Raw genomic sequence first — 16171 nt, 5'->3', positions numbered from 1 at the left:
TTCAAATCTGAACCCACTCAAATATTTCGGAAGCAGTTTATCTTGAGTCATGTCACTTTCATGATGGTAATATGGCATTTGTATTGATGGAGATAACATTCCCATGTTTGCTTATATTTTAAAACGTTTGTTGCTGCTCATTCCTACGTTGCTTGGTATTTTGGCATTGACGTTTGCCATCATCCAATTTGTCCCCGGTGGACCCGTAGAGCAAATGGTGCAACAGTTAACACAAGGCACTCAAGCCACAGCCGAAGTTTCAGGCGGCGGTAGTTTGCGTGGTAACCAACATGGTTTAAGCCCAGAAGAGATGGACAAACTAAAAGCTTTGTATGGTTTTGATCAACCTCCGTTAACCCGTTTTGTAGATATGGTGGGCAATTTTTTGCGTTTTGATTTGGGCGAAAGTTTTTTTCAACCCAAAACAGTGACCGAATTGGTAATAGAAAAGCTGCCTGTATCTATGAGTTTGGGTTTGTGGACGTTTTTTTTAACTTATTTGGTCTGTATTCCATTAGGCATCAGCAAAGCCGTGCGCGATGGCAGCCGTTTTGATGCAATAAGCAGCGTGTTCATTTTGATTGGCTATGCCATTCCCGGTTTTGTATTGGGCGTGTTGTTGTTGATTTTGTTTGGTGGCGGCAGTTTTTGGCAATGGTTTCCACTAGGTGGCATGGTCAGTGATGATTGGGACAGCTTCAGTACTTTTCAAAAAATCATGGATTATTTGTGGCACATGGTTTTGCCGATTACCGCATCGGTCGTGGGCAATTTTGCAGTGATGACTTTATTGACTAAAAATGTGTTTTTAGAAGAAATTCGCCGACAATACGTGTATACAGCGCGTGCTAAAGGCTTGAGTGAACGACGTATCATGTTCAAACACGTGTTTCGCAATGCCATGATTCCATTGATTACAGGTTTTCCTGCCGCATTTTTGGGCGCATTTTTTACAGGCAGCTTGTTGATAGAAACCTTGTTTTCGCTCGATGGCTTAGGATTGTTGTCGTATGAAGCGGTAATGAAGCGGGATTATCCTGTGGTGATGGGCACTTTGTATGTGTTCACTTTGATGGGATTGCTCGCAAAACTGTTATCGGATTTGTCATATGTGTTGGTGGATCCACGCATACATTTTGATGGGGAGCGTTGATGTTGGCTTTCACTCGCAGCCGTGCTTGGCAACAATTTAAAAATCATCGACGTGGCATGTTGAGTTTGAAAATCTTTATATGCTTGTTTGCCTTATCGTTATTGGCGCCGTTATGGAGCAATGATCAGCCTCTGTGGGTGCAATATGAAGGCAAATCGTATCAACCGATTGTGAACACCTATTTGGAAACCGAATTCGGTGGCGATTTTGAAACACCGACCGATTATCTCGATCCTTTTATCAAACAGCGTTTACAGGACGGTGACAATTGGGCTGTGTATCCACTCAATCCTTATGCCGCCACCACTTTGAATGATTTTGATTTCGAACCATTTCCCGCAGCTCCAAGTAAACAACATTGGTTAGGTACAGATGATCGTGGGCGTGATGTGTTGGCACGTTTGGTGTATGGCTTTCGTGACTCGGTGGTGTTTGGTTTGGTTTTGACTTTGATTACCACAGTCATTGGCTTGGTTTTGGGCGCCATACAAGGCTATTTTGGCGGCAAAGTCGATTTGATTATGCAACGCTTTATGGAGGTATGGGGCGGTTTGCCTGAACTGTATCTGTTGATTATTTTGGCTTCATTTTTTGAACCGAGTTTACTGACTTTATTGGTATTGTTGTCTTTGTTCAGCTGGATGGACACCAATACGTATATTCGCGCAGAATTTTTGAAAAACCGACAAATGGATTATGTACAAGTGGCGCGTGCGATGGGAGCGAGTCACACGCATGTCATGTTGCGCCATATCTTGCCCAACAGCTTAACCCCTGTGATTGCTTTGTTACCATTTAAAATATCAGGTGCCATTTTGGCTTTAACCAGTTTGGATTTTCTAGGCTTAGGCGTGGCCAGTCACAAACCGAGCTTGGGGGAATTGTTAGCACAATCTAAGGACAATCTCGATGCTTGGTGGATAGGTGTCCCCACTTTCATGACTTTGGTATGCTTATTACTGCTATTGATTTTTATTGGCGAAGCTTTGCGCGCCGCTTTGGATGTGAGAAGAAGCAAATAATGCTCTTCTTGGATTAATGCTTTATGCCAAATTCTCCATCATAAGTTAGGCAGCCAAATATTTACAGGACGCTTGTAACAATGTCCAAAATTCCGATATGGCTTCAGCATGTATTCCTGACCAACATGCACAAGGCAGTTTCTTTGAAATCTTACTGGCAGTAAACGTCACTCATAAAAAAAGCCTGAAAATGGATTCAGGCTGATTGTCAGGTAAATAAAAGGTTATGTTTCCGAGCATCCTGTAACTGACCTTTTCTAATCAATATACTTAATATTTTGTAATGATGGTTTATTGTGATTTTAGAGTTAAGACCTTGGCATGACGCAAGCGTTGAATGGTATGAATGAATAAAAATGCCAATAATACAATACCAACATAACCATTAATGACGTAAATGGCATTGACCAAACTGTCAAATGGAATTTTCATACCAACAAAGACGCCTATGGCTGTTAAAACCACTGTCAAAATTTTAAAACCAGCCGATTTACCATTAGTAAAGCGAGCTGAAGCTTGCCATAATAAAGGTACTGCTGTCGTATAAATCCCAGCTAATACAATGACAGAAAACACCGTAGCAAACATCGGATGAATATAACCAGCCAATTTCAAAGTAGGAACCATAGAACCTGCTACCAATTCCAAATTAGCCATTAAACCCAAAGCAATAATGGCCAGTGCCAAACTGAAACCACAAGCACCTAAAACCGCGCCACGAGTAATTTCTTTCAAATTTTTCGCAGAAGACCCCATTAAACTCATAAAACCTGCCAACCACAGCATACAAAATCCTACATACGAAGTAGCTGCAAAAAACCAATGACCCGATGCCGTCATTAAATTCAAACTCGGCAAAATTTCATTAACAGACACCAATCCATCTGGATTTTTGGCCATAGCAATGCCGCCTAAAATGATTGTCAATACGACAATAGCAGGGCCGACTTTACCTAAAACATCCACAATTTTATCTAAACCACAGATCACTGTTAATGCGACAACAAATCCCATTCCCAAAGCACCAATCCAAGGATTCAAATCATATTGTTGTGATACCGTCGCACCAGTGCCTCCAATCATGACAATAAACGACATGTAAATAAATAAAATAGAAAAGTAATCGAAGAATCTACCTACCCAGCGTCCACATAGATACTCATAAATTTGCCCACCATTTTCAAAACGTTGATGATTTCCAATAATGACAAATTCACGCCCTACATAACAAAACAACACCAATACGACCAATATTCCTAAAATGCCTGAATAACCATAAGCTGTAAAATACTGCATGACTTCTTGACCAGTAGCAAAGCCCGAACCAATCAAAAAAGCGATGAATGCGCCTGCATACGTGAGAACACGCCCCCAAGAAATATGTGTTTGCGTTTGTGCCATAGACTTGCCTTAGAGATTGATAATGAATGAACTGGCAAATCTAAGGTGTTTTAATTAACCTTGAATGTATATTTTCGACATAATATTGTCATAAATTTCCACTTATCTTATTAATATATAATCAAAAAATTAATATTTTTTATAAATGGCTATGTTTTTTATATTAATTTATACATATTCCATAGAAATAAAAATTAGCGCTTTAAATGTTGTGTTCCTAAGCGACTCAAATTCACCGCCAACACATAGCCATACGCCTCCATCAAAATGATTTTGCTATCTAAGCCTGTAGTGGTCTAATACAATAAGACACTTTTCTGAGAGAATATTCACTCACTTTAAAAGGTCAAAGTCATGACCAAAAAATCCCTCGCTGTTGCCACCAATTTCTACCTTAGATGACTCTACAAAAGTATACTCCTACAAGGAAACAGGTCAGATATGCAAATTGTCTTCTAACAAGGTTTTGAATACATAAAATCGAACTTGCATTAAAAATGCTAAGCAACATGGTATTCATTCAAAACACAAAGATGAAATTAATCTGGCAAAATTTACGCAATATTGTTGCACCTGTACCAAAAAATTAACAATATCATGACATTCAACATAATTTATATGCATATTTACATGCAGTCACCACAAGACTTTACAAAGATTATTTTAAAAAACTATAAAAATTATAAAAACTATAAAAATTATAGTGAATATTAATTTATTCCTATGCTGCAATATTGCCTACAATCATTGCTTATAGTAAATAGGAATCAGTTTTGTTATCAATCAATCGGATTGAGTTCAGTGTACTTCAGCGTCAATTGTTACAACCTATGTCTTTGCAATTTTCAACTGGCATGGTCACTGGCCTGATCGGTCACAATGGTTCAGGTAAATCCACTTTGCTAAAGCTGCTGGCTAAGCAACTCAAACCGACTCATGGCACAGTTTTACTTGATGACAAGTCACTGCAACAATGGCATAGCAAGGCTTTGGCTCAAGAAATTGCCTACTTACCCCAACACCTGCCTGCAGCTACTGGACTCACTGCCTTTGAATTGGTACAAATGGGGCGCTTTGCATGGCATGGTTTGATGACATGCATGAATCACCAAGATGAACACATCATCAATCAGGCCTTGAAACTGACGCATACCGAAGCATTTGCACAACAATTGGTTGACACTTTGTCAGGCGGAGAGCGCCATCGCGTGTTTTTGGCGATATGTGTGGCACAAAAAAGCCGTTATTTACTGCTGGATGAACCATTGGCAGCTTTGGACATTGCCCATCAATTGGAAGTGATTCAATTGGTGCACACTCTTGCCCATGAATTGGGTTTGGGTGTCATCATCGTTATTCATGACATTAATTTGGCCGCACAATACTGCGACCGCTTGATTGCCATCAAACACGGAAGCTTGCTCTACGATGAAAAGCCAGCAGAATTGATGACTCAAGCAAAGCTTCAAGATATTTATGGCGTGGCCTTATCTTTATTGCCCCATCCTGTGAATCAACACACTGTGGCCTTATTATGATGCGGCCTGTAAACCTTTACAGGTCGCTATTGATTGCTTTGTTGTGCCTACCAGTTTTGTTACAGGCACAAAACATCAAAATCATTTCATCGGATTGGGCCATTGTTGAAACCCTTGTGGCGATGGGGCATGCACCTATTGGCGTGGGTGACAAACGTGCATACCAGCGCTGGGTGGCACAACCTGCATTACCTCCTAGCACTGTTGATATTGGTTTGCGTGCCCAACCCAATCTGGAATTAATACGCCAATTGCGTCCTGATTTGGTTGTGAATTCATCGTGGTTTATGCAATTGCAAGCACGGGCCATCCCAAATGCTAAAAGTGTCAGCATCGATTTCTTTACCTCTCAAGGCATAGAGTGGCACCATAGCGTGGCACAAACCCGAGCATTGGGTAAACTCATTGGTCAACCTGCTGCTGAAACCTTAATTCAGCAAGCCATGCAACAATTTTCACACCAGAGCAAGCAATTGGCACCACATGCAAAGCGGCCTTATGCCATCGTGCAATTCATAGATGCGCGCCATTTACGCATATATGGCAATAACAGCATGTATGGTCAAGCTTTGACACAACTTCGTTTACGCAATGCTTGGAACATGCCAACCAATGCATGGGGCTTTAGCCAAATTGATTTATTGCAACTGTCTAAATTGCCTGCAAACACCCGTTTAATCGTCGTGCACCCTCATCCTGCCAATGTGGCACAGCAGTTACAAAAAAGTGCGTTATGGCAACGCTTGCCTTACAGTCGTTCGGTCAATCAAATTGTATTGCCGGCAGTGTGGAGTTTTGGAGCTCTGCCTTCTATGCAGCGTTTTGGTAATGAATTGACTGCCAGCTTAAATGGCAACAAGGTGGGTACATGGTAAGTACACAACTGCCTAGAGGCAATCGAAAATGGCACTGGGTATTGGGCAGCTTATTGTTACTGTGCCTTATCAGTCTTCTTGTGTTATGGCATGACAGTGGTGCACCTGCTTGGCAAATACTGTTTTCTAATTCTAAAGAATTGTCTTTAGAAGCCCTATTACTGCAAACCTCGGTGCTACCTCGCTTGGTTATGGCGATGTTGGCAGGCGGAGTGTTAGCGGTCTGTGGGGTATTGTTGCAACAACTAACCCGTAACCCCCTTGCCGCAGACAATACTTTGGCCGTTAGCAGCGGTGCACAAATCGCTTTATTAATCGTCACGCTGTTTTTTCCCAAATGGATGTTGTGGCGTGCGGATGTCTGGGCTTTTTTGGGGGCTATTGTCAGCATGAGTATGGTGTTGGCTTTGTCATACAAAAATGGCCTTCATCCTGTGCGTATGATTTTAGCAGGTTTGATTTTAAACCTGTATTTGGGTGGATTAAGCATGACATTGATGCTGTTTTACAGCGAAGAAGCCCGCGGCATCATGCAGTGGAGCAGTGGCTCTTTGGTACAAGATGGCTGGCAAGACGTCTTGGATTTGACCTTGCGTGCAACCATAGTGTTTATCGCCATTGCTTTATTGTCCAAACCATTGTCTATGCTTAGTTTAGGCGATGAACAAGCAAAAAGTTTGGGCGTACCTGTGTTGTCTTTGCGCTTGGCAGGCTTGGTATTGGCCGCTTTTTTATGTGCTAGCGTTGTCAGCATGGTGGGAATGATGGGTTTTGCAGGTTTGGCTGCGGCAGCCGCGAGCAAACATCTTGGCTTGCACAATTTCAAAACCCAAAGCATGGTCGCGTTTGCCATCGGTGCTTTGTTGCTATTGCTTACCGATACCGTATTGCAAATTTTGGCACTGCACACAGGTTGGCTATTGTCTACAGGTGCAGTAACAGCTTTTATCGGTGCGCCTTTATTGTTATGGCTGATTTTTCGCGCCTTGCCAACACCTTTGGTACAAGACTACAAAGATTACGTCCACATCACCCCATTCAACCGCCCCACCATTTTCATCATGATGGTATTAGCAGTCACGGTATTGCTGATAAGTCTGTGGGTAACACAAGATGCATATGGTTGGCACATCAATTTGGACAAAGATGCTTGGCTATTGCGTTACCCACGATTGTTGATGTCCGCAGCGGCAGGCATCATGTTGGCTACGGCAGGCGTCATTTTGCAACGCATGACGCTCAACCCCATGGCCAGTCCCGAATTGCTTGGCATCAGTGCTGGCACTGCCGCTGGTGTATTTATTGCCCTCTTATTGGGTATCAGCAGCAGTGGTTATTTGTGGATGTGCGGTGTAGGTTCGGCCATAGCCACTCTGACAATCATTTTGTTATTCAACCGCAACAGCGGTTTACAGCCCGAACGCATTTTACTCACTGGCATGGCCATCGCTGCTTTGTTTGATGCTTTAATCAATGTGTTTTTGGCTGCAGGTGATCCGCGGGCGCAAAGTGTTTTGGTTTGGTTGTCTGGTTCAACTTACCAAGCCACACCTTTATTGGCCAATGGTTTAATTGGCATTGCTTTGCTGTTGTTGATACTGAGCCTACCCCTAGCACGCTGCTTAGGACTGCTCAGCTTAAATCCCATCATGGCCCAATCTTTGGGTTTGAATGTACCCTTAACCCAAAAAATACTGGTGGTTTTGGCCGCTATTTTGACGGCACTGTCCACTTTGATGCTCGGCCCCATGTGCTTCGTTGGTTTATGGGCCCCGCATTTAGCCAAAATTTTGGGCTTTCATAAGCCCTTACACCAACTGATGGCCGCTGCCACCATTGCGGTGATTGCCATGGTATTTGCCGACTGGTTAGGCCGCCAAATTGTTTATCCGTATGAAATCCCCGCCGGTCTAATGGCCACTTTACTTGGTGGAGCTTACTTCTTTAGATTGATGCGAAAAACATGAATTTTACCCAAACCCTGTCTTTTGCCATACAACGTTATCGCAGTCACATTGTCATTATGCTGCTGTTGTCATTGTGTTCCAGCATCATGGGCGTGGCAGTGTTGGCATTTATCAACACACGATTGTTACAGGCCGATACAGCGTATAGTCAAGCCATTGTATGGTTTGTAGGTTTATTGCTGTTGTATTTGTTGCTTGCTACTTGGGCACAAATGGCTTTAACCCGTTTGGGACACCAATTGGTGTACGACTTACTCACGCGCCTACTCAAACAAATTATGGACAGCGACTTTCGCCACATCCAAACCTTGGGTAAAGGCAGAATAATGGCCAGTCTCTCTGGCGACATTCAAGCCATCAGTTATATGTTTGTGCGCATGCCCGAATTGCTGCAAGGCGGTTTGTTTATCACTGCAGCTTGTGCTTATTTGCTGTATTTGTCACCGAGTTTATTTGCTGTGACACTGGTGTGGATGGCTGTAACCCTTATGGGCAGTTATATCACCGTCAAGCATGTGTATCGTCACTTAGGACACATGCGTCTGCAAGAAAACGACTTATTCCAGCAATATGAAGCGGCCTTAAATGGTCACAAAGAACTGAGTTTGAACCGCTACCGTGCCCAGCGTTTTTACCATGAAACATTTGCCCCTACTGCACAAAAACGTCGCCATCATGTAGTTTGGGCTGACAATTTTCATGCATTAGCTGGCAATTGGACGAATGTGATGATGTTGGGTGCAGTCGGGTTTATTTTTTATTTGGCCTATTACCAACACTGGGCCAGTATTGCCGATGCGACCACCATCGCCATCACCGTATTGTTCATCCGCACACCGTTGTTGGCAGCGGTAGGTGCTTACCCTACTGTATTACAAGGCAAGGTGGCATTACAAGCCTTAAGCGAACTGAATCTGCCTGAACCTTCAACCGATTTTTTACAACCTACGCTGTTGCCAAAAGATTGGCAACGCATCCATTTAAATCAAGTAACATATGCCTATGACAGTGCAACCAATGGTACATCAAACTTTGTTTTGGCCCCATTGGATTTTACGTTACAACGTGGCGAAACCGTTTTTTTGATTGGTCAAAATGGCAGCGGCAAATCGACTTTATCGTTGTTATTAAGCGGCCTGTATCTTCCCACCAGCGGCCACATTGAGGTCGATGACACCACAATCGATGCCAACAACCGCTGGGCATACCGTCAGTATTTTTCCAGTGTGTTCACTGATGTGCATTTGTTCAGCCATTTATTGAGTGGTGATGGTCAACTTGCCGATACCAATTTGATTCATGCATGGCTGCAGCATTTGCGCATGCACAACAAAACCGAAATTGTTGATGGTCACATTCAAAATACTGCTTTGTCACAAGGTCAAAAGAAGCGTTTAGGCCTACTCATTGCGGCAGTAGAACAGCGGCCTGTATTGATATTGGACGAATGGGCTGCTGATCAAGATCCACATTTTCGTAAGGTATTTTACGAGCAATTGTTGCCGTTACTCAAGCAACAAGGCCATACCATTTTTGCCATCAGCCACGATGACAAATACTTTCATCATGCCGACCGCATCATCCAAATGCACCAAGGCAAACTCACTGACTACGATCCAGCCAGTGCACACTCATCATTTTAAAACCCATAAAGAGACCCATTATGTCTTCTACTTCTTCTAAAAAATTTCATTTGGCGCTGTTAAGCACTGCCATTTTACTGGCATATGCGCCTATATATGCTACTGATGTACCTGACGCAGCAACAGAAACCGATACAGAGCTCAACGCCATTGTTGTGGTTGGTTCGGCTGGTAAAGTCGGCGGCATTAAATTCCATGACACTCGCTCAGCAGACATCATCAAGCGCAACAGCATGGACGAACAAGCCGTGCACAAAGTCGATGAAGCCATTGCCAACCAAGCGGGCGTATTGACCAATATGTACGGTAATGACAACAAGGTCGACTGGTTCAAAATACGCGGCTTCGATGCTTCAGTGGCCATCGATGGCAACGTCACCACTCCTAATGGTTTTTTTGTATGGTTGCCTGAAACCTATGGCTTAGAAAGCATAGAGGTGATTAAAGGTGCCAACTCCAATTTGTATGGTGCAGCCAATGCTGGCGGTGTGGTCAATTTAGTGAGCAAACGTCCCAAAACCGAACCAGCAGGCGAAGTCAAATTGGGCTTGGGAACCGACAAACGCGGTAGCATAGGTGCAGATTACAGCGGGGTTTTGACAGAAGACAACAGCGTGCGCTACCGTGTGGTGGCGCACGCGCGGCGAGAAGACAGCCAAATTGAATTTGCCAATATGAAACATTATTATTTTGCGCCCAGCTTAACTTGGGATATTTCTGAGCATACCAACCTCACCCTATTGGCCAGCTACCAACATGAAAAAGGCCGACCCACCAATGGTTTCTTGCCCGCTTATGGCACCCTCATCGATACCCCATACGGCAAAATTGACCGTGACACCTCCATGGGAGAACCCAGTTTTGATAAGACTGACCGCACCCAAGTCACTGCTGGTTATGAGTTGCAGCATGACTTTGGCAATGGTTGGAAATTCAGCCAAAATTACCGCTATAGCCATTTAGATTTGCTCAACCAAGGCGTGTTTGCATGGGGTTCGGATGGCGATCGCACTGCTTACCGTGGTTATTCATACAGCGATGGTGACAGCGATGTTCATACGTTGGACAACCGCATCAGCAAGCTGTGGCAAGGGGATCGCTTTGAAAATACCTTATTGGTTGGCATGGACTATGTGCACTCCACCACCGATGGTAAAAACAATGGCTTCGGTTATGTGCCTGGCTTGGACATGTTCAACCCTCAATACGGTGCTGATATCACCTTAAGCGGTGACCCTTACCACATCAAATTGAAACAAACCGGCCTGTATGCACAAAATCAATACAAATGGGACCAGCATTGGGTATTGAACATGGGTGTTCGTCATGACCAAGCCAAAAGCTCCGGTCATATTGGTGTCGTTGACCAAAGCTATAATGTCAATCATACCTCTTACAATGCGGGTTTGATGTACCAATTTGACATGGGTTTGTCACCGTATGTGAACTACTCTGAATCTTTCCGCCCAATTTCAGGCGGCGATGCCAATAATCGTGCGTACAAGCCATACGAAGGCCGACAAATTGAAGCTGGTTTGAAATACAGCCCTATGAACTTAGATGGTCGTTTCTCACTCGCTTATTTTGATTTACAAGAGAAAAATGCTTTAGTCTCAGATGCCTCCAACGTACAAGTGCAAGCAGGTGAACGCCGTGGTCGTGGTCTTGAGTTACAGGCCGATGTGAATCTGAATGACAATTGGTCTGTGGCCGGTGCATACACCTACACCGACTCTAAACAAGACTTATCAACCCATACCACCATCCGTTCACCTATGATTCCGCGTCACATGGCATCCGCACAAGTGGCTTACCAATTCAATACGGGCACCCTCAACGGCTTAAAACTGGGCACTTCGTTGCGCTATATTGGTGCCACCACCGACGACCAATACTATGCCGGTCACACGGTAATCCTCCCATTTTTAATGGATGCGGATTCAACCGGTCAGCGCAACACCTGTTTGAAAGACCTCAAGAGGTGTTTTAAAGCCCAAGATTTTTCTCGGCCTAGTATTAAGTTGCAAAGCAATTTTATCTAATTGTTCTTGTGAATAAAGACCAAGATTTTTACCTTTGGGTAAATATTGTCTTAAAAGCCCATTTGTATTTTCATTTGTGCCTTTTTGCCAAGGACTGCTAGCATCACAGAAATAAACAGACATATTGCATTGAGCAGTTAAAAGATGGTGTTTAGACATTTCATGACCTCTATCCCAAGTCAGTGTTTGCCTGATGGATGAAGGTAATCCAGCTAATTGGTCAATGACAGCCTTTATAACAGATATGGATTTTTTATCAGCCGTTTTACCTAGCAATGTATAACGAGATTTGCGTTCTACCAAAGTCACTATTGCTGAAGCTAATGTGCCAATAATCATATCTCCTTCCCAATGACCAACATACTGTCTGTCTTTAATCTCTTTAGGGCGGTCCCAAATTGACTTTAAATTTGGAATCTGCTGCTTACCAGAGTTGTGATGATTGCGGGCGTGGCGAAACATTCTTTTTCTGCGAAGATGTCTTTTTAGCTTTGGAGGCAGAATGTTTTTTTTTCAGCAGATACAGTGATTTGTATATGGTTTCATAAGAAACATGCATCGATGGATTATGAGGAAACTGTATGAATTTCAGCCAGCCTGCTATTTGTTCGGGAGACCAACAACATGACAGTTTATCAATAACCATCTGTTTTAATAATGAATTGCTTTATAAAATAAAAGATTTTGGCCTTTTTGCTTTCTTTAAAGCCAATTGCTCTGCTAAATAAGCCCTGTATTTATGAGCACCTCCATTACGTGAAACCTCACGCGAAATGGTCGATGGCGATCGATTTAATTGGCGACTTATGGCTCTTAAACTCAGTCCTGCTACCAATGCTCGAGAAATGCATTCGCGCTCTTGCAAGGTTAAATCGGTCGCTTTTCGGCGTCGAATATCAGGTTCAATACCACCATGGTATTCTAGAAATGAGTAAACGGTCGCAGGTGGTTTCATAATGTCTTTGGCAATGAAGGCCATAGGCTTTCCCTGCTTCCATAGAAACCAGATTCGTTTCTTACGTTCATCAGTCATTGCTCCATGTATGGAAACCATAACAATCCTTTTAACATAAAAAGTAGGATTGGTGTTGCGCTGACCGGTTGAATCAGCATCATTTATTTAAAGGGGGGATTACCACACCATCCCAAGCTACACCTTGTGGGATGCGATGGCTCAGTATCGCTTCGCCAAAAACTGGCAAGTACAAGTGAATGCCCGCAATTTGACTGACAAAGACTATGTCAGCGCTTGCAGCTTTTACTGTTATTACGGAGCAGGTCGCAGTGTAGAAGCCAACTTGAGCTATAAATGGTAGGTTTTGGCTAAGCCAATGTCTATTCATTGAAACATAGCAAGCGTCCTGTAAACTTTACAGGACTCTTTTTACTTCATTCATTGTATATCGGCTTAATTTAAACTGCTGATGGGTTGATTCACCTCCAGCTTGTGCTCCGCTGTTGAGCGCTTACGCGACTATCTGTGACGAAGGTAACTTACACAAAATGTGCACAGGCTCCCATCATCAACTTGTGGATGCAGCTGGGCTATCAGCTCAAAATCAAAGATGCAATCGTAAAGTCATCCTGCACTTATCGCCACTTTGTCATTGAATATTTAAGAAAAAACCGTTCGATTGACACCGAGTGACTTTACTGCTGTGATAATACCTAAACCCAATTCAAGCTTGAAAAAATCTATTTGGCTGAAATGTATTTCAATGAATACTATCAATGATGCCACCTTCAACACGCAAAGCCGCACCTGTGGTCGCACTTGCCTGTTCTGATGCAATATAAACGACCATATTGGCAATTTCACGAGGCTCAGTAAAACGACGAATAATGCTTGAATTGCGGTGTTTTTCGATCAAATATTTTTCGGCTTCTACCGATGTTATTCCCTGCTGTTTCGCAATATTTTCAATCATGATGACAGCACCTTCAGTTCTTGTTGGACCAGGCAATACGGTATTGACCGTTACACCTGTACCAGCCAAGGCTTTGGCCAAACCACGAGAAACCCCTTGCATTGCCGATTTGGTCATGCCGTAATGTACCATATCAGCAGGAATATTAAATGCTGACTCGCTCGAGATAAACTGAATACGCCCCCAACCTTGACTCTTCATGCCTTTCATATAATGACGGCTTAAACGCACACCACTCATAATATTGGTTTCAAAAAACTCAAACCATTGCTCATCTGTAATTTCCGCAAATTCACACGTTCCATAAATGCCCAAGTTATTAATCAAAATATCCACTTGAGGAAGGCTTTGGATAATTTTCTGGCAGCCTTCTGCCGTCGCTGCATTCAAAGCCAAACCTGTAATTTGAGCATCAGCAATGTCTGCTTTGATTTGATTTGATTCACAGCTTGATTGATTTTGTCTTGATGGCGTCCTGTAATCACAACGTTGGCACCTGACTGAGCCAATCCTCGAGCAATGGCAAAGCCAATACCCGCAGTCGCTGAAGTAACCAAGGCTATTTTATTTTTGAGTGAAATCTGCATGTGAATTTTTCCTATAAAAACATGTTGAACATTATAACTTTGTTTTTATAATAAACAATTGCAGTAATTGGATACATATTATTTACTATTAGTAAACAATATATGTTTGATAATCTGACTAATATACAAGTTTTTGTCAGTGTAGATATGCAAATATTTACTTTAAAATTTTTCTGTTGATGGGTGTTGATTCGTCTTTATAAACAAGGCATAGTAAACATGTCCCATGGGTGTCATACTCACTATGACAAACATATAGACATAAGCTCAACACATAGACATCTAGGGCGCACTCTCATTTGAGCAAATATGTAAATTGAGCGTCAATAACACCTATTTTCGTTCATTTTTAATGTCATATAAATAAAACACAGTCATTTTTTCCCTAAAAAATAGTGGTTGTGTTTCATTAAATAGAATGAGGACACGCCCTAATAATAATTTTATTGAGGTAGAGGCAATGACAATTGGTATTGATTTGAATCACAGCAGTAATGAATATGTCGCACAGCAAGACTTGGAAAATGTATTTCATTCTTGGTCTGTACAAGGCAGTTTGAATCCATTGGTCATCAAATCGGGTTTGGGCAGCAAATTGTGGGATTTTGAAGGCAAAGAATATTTGGATTTCAGCAGCCAATTGGTCAATACCAATATCGGTCACCAACATCCAAAAGTCATTGCTGCCATCAAAGCACAAGCAGACGAATTGATCACTATTGCCCCTGCTACGGCAAACTTAACGCGCTCTTTGGCGGCGAAGAAAATTTTGGAATTGGTATCTGACCATTTCAAAAAAATCTTCTTTACCAACGCCGGTGCCGATGCTAATGAAAATGCGATTCGGATGGCACGCTTGTTTACAGGCCGCGATAAAGTATTGTCGACTTATCGTTCTTACCATGGCAACACAGGTGCAGCAATTGTGGCAACGGGTGATGCACGTCGGCAGCCTAATGAATACTCTCGTGGGCATGCACACTTTTTCGGCCCTTATTTATACCGTTCAGAGTTTCATGCTGAAAATGAAGCCCAAGAAAGTACCCGTGCTTTGCAACATTTGCGCCGTGTGATTGAATCTGAAGGTGCTTCGGGTATTGCAGCGATTTTGTTAGAAGGCATTCCAGGTACAGCAGGTGTATTAGTACCACCAGCAGGCTATATGCAAGGCGTGCGCGCTTTGTGTGATGAATTTGGCATCATCTTAATCATGGATGAAGTGATGTCAGGCTTTGGTCGCACAGGCAAATGGTTTGCATTTGAACACCAAGGCATCACGCCTGATTTGATTACCTTTGCCAAAGGTGTGAACTCAGGTTATGTGCCTGTGGGCGGTGTGATTATCTCTGAGAAAATTTGCCAACATTTCCACGATAAAATGTTCCCAGGCGGTTTGACTTATTCAGGTCATCCTTTGGCTATGGCTTCGATTGTGGCAACAATTGACACGATGCGCGAAGAAGGCATCATCGAAAATGCGGCTCAAATCGGTGCAGAAGCCATTGCTCCGGGCTTAGAAGCTTTGGCACAAAAACACGCTTGCATCGGCAATGTTCGTGGTGTGGGTGTATTTTGGGCAATGGAATTGGTCAGCGATGCTGCTGCCAAAACCCCATTCACAGCCGCGGCAATGGGCGAAGTGAAAAAAGCTTTGTTAGCAGCAGGCTTGTTGCCTTTTATCGCTGACAACCGCATTCATGTTGTACCGCCTTGCAATGTTTCGGCTGACGATGTGCAAAAAGCTTTGGCTATTTATGACAAAGTATTGAGCGAAGTTGCCAGCCAATATGTAAAATAATTTTTATCAAAAACAAGCGTCCTGTAAAAAATATTGACAGGACGCTTGTTTTCAAAATATTGATTCAAATTGACTTGAGACCCAACAATAAGCGTCATTGAACACTCACATCCACCTGCCAAAACCTTGCTTAAATACACAAAAAACACAGCGAAATTCATCTGCCAACCTCAGCGGCTACATTCATTAAAAGCATAGATTCAAAAACTGCGCCTGC

Annotated in this window: 12 protein-coding genes and 1 pseudogene; 9 read left to right on the top strand and 4 right to left on the bottom strand. The window is 42.9% G+C overall.

Going from position 1 to position 16171, the window contains the following annotated elements; genetic code table 11:
- Positions 1–103: 103 nt before the first annotated feature.
- Both ADP71_RS05295 and ADP71_RS05290 read left to right on the top strand, forming a co-directional pair.
- The gene (locus ADP71_RS05295; RefSeq protein WP_019959372.1) at positions 104–1153 is read left to right on the top strand and encodes a microcin C ABC transporter permease YejB; all 1050 of its coding nucleotides are present in this window, start codon (positions 104–106) and stop codon (positions 1151–1153) included.
- Positions 1153–2175, top strand: a complete 1023-nt coding sequence (locus ADP71_RS05290) for an ABC transporter permease (RefSeq protein ID WP_019959371.1) — start codon at positions 1153–1155, stop codon at positions 2173–2175. The genes ADP71_RS05295 and ADP71_RS05290 overlap by 1 nt, the downstream gene beginning before the upstream one ends.
- Before the next feature lie 291 nt (positions 2176–2466).
- On the opposite strand, the gene ADP71_RS05285 is transcribed toward ADP71_RS05290, so the two are convergent.
- Entirely contained in the window at positions 2467–3576 is a 1110-nt protein-coding gene (locus ADP71_RS05285) for a YkvI family membrane protein (protein WP_019959369.1), read from the bottom strand.
- 830 nt (positions 3577–4406) lie between these two features.
- On the opposite strand from ADP71_RS05285, the gene ADP71_RS05280 reads away from it, so the two are divergent.
- Genes ADP71_RS05280 through ADP71_RS05260 form a run of 5 tightly spaced genes read left to right on the top strand, consistent with a single transcriptional unit; the run spans position 4407 to position 11641 of the window.
- Entirely contained in the window at positions 4407–5114 is a 708-nt protein-coding gene (locus tag ADP71_RS05280; protein ID WP_104932376.1) for an ABC transporter ATP-binding protein, read from the top strand.
- Positions 5111–5989, top strand: a complete 879-nt coding sequence (locus ADP71_RS05275; RefSeq protein ID WP_081619587.1) for an ABC transporter substrate-binding protein — start codon at positions 5111–5113, stop codon at positions 5987–5989. The genes ADP71_RS05280 and ADP71_RS05275 overlap by 4 nt, the downstream gene beginning before the upstream one ends.
- Positions 5983–7956, top strand: coding sequence for a Fe(3+)-hydroxamate ABC transporter permease FhuB (gene fhuB / locus ADP71_RS05270; RefSeq protein WP_171460952.1), 1974 nt, complete (start codon positions 5983–5985; stop codon positions 7954–7956). The genes ADP71_RS05275 and fhuB overlap by 7 nt, the downstream gene beginning before the upstream one ends.
- Positions 7953–9599, top strand: a complete 1647-nt coding sequence (locus tag ADP71_RS05265) for a multidrug ABC transporter permease/ATP-binding protein (RefSeq protein ID WP_171460951.1) — start codon at positions 7953–7955, stop codon at positions 9597–9599. The genes fhuB and ADP71_RS05265 overlap by 4 nt, the downstream gene beginning before the upstream one ends.
- 20 nt (positions 9600–9619) lie before the next feature.
- Entirely contained in the window at positions 9620–11641 is a 2022-nt protein-coding gene (locus tag ADP71_RS05260; protein WP_171460950.1) for a TonB-dependent siderophore receptor, read from the top strand.
- On the opposite strand, the pseudogene ADP71_RS05255 reads toward ADP71_RS05260, so the two are convergent.
- A pseudogene (locus ADP71_RS05255) lies at positions 11540–12674 on the bottom strand (IS30 family transposase). The gene ADP71_RS05260 and the pseudogene ADP71_RS05255 sit on opposite strands and share 102 nt — an antisense overlap.
- A 109-nt stretch (positions 12675–12783) precedes the next feature.
- Between ADP71_RS05255 and ADP71_RS05250 the strand changes: the two are divergent.
- Positions 12784–12957 (top strand): TonB-dependent receptor domain-containing protein, encoded by a 174-nt coding sequence (locus ADP71_RS05250; RefSeq protein ID WP_257793077.1) that lies wholly within the window; start codon positions 12784–12786, stop codon positions 12955–12957.
- 399 nt (positions 12958–13356) lie between these two features.
- Here the strand turns inward: ADP71_RS05250 and ADP71_RS05245 are convergent, their stop codons facing one another.
- The gene (locus ADP71_RS05245) at positions 13357–13905 is read right to left on the bottom strand and encodes an SDR family NAD(P)-dependent oxidoreductase (RefSeq protein ID WP_250645962.1); all 549 of its coding nucleotides are present in this window, start codon (positions 13903–13905) and stop codon (positions 13357–13359) included.
- Between the two features lie 50 nt (positions 13906–13955).
- Positions 13956–14156: an SDR family NAD(P)-dependent oxidoreductase gene (locus tag ADP71_RS13090; RefSeq protein WP_216604041.1), complete on the bottom strand. Its 201-nt coding sequence runs from the start codon at positions 14154–14156 to the stop codon at positions 13956–13958.
- Positions 14157–14616: 460 nt separating this feature from the next.
- Here ADP71_RS13090 and ADP71_RS05240 point away from each other — a divergent pair, with 460 nt between their 5' ends.
- Entirely contained in the window at positions 14617–15954 is a 1338-nt protein-coding gene (locus tag ADP71_RS05240) for an aspartate aminotransferase family protein (RefSeq protein ID WP_104931649.1), read from the top strand.
- Positions 15955–16171 lie beyond the last annotated feature (217 nt).

The organism is Vitreoscilla sp. C1, assembly GCF_002951955.2.
Lineage (GTDB): Bacteria > Pseudomonadota > Gammaproteobacteria > Burkholderiales > Neisseriaceae > Vitreoscilla > Vitreoscilla stercoraria.
Note: the sequence above shows the minus strand (reverse complement) of the source record. Positions and strands in the feature narration are given on the sequence as shown.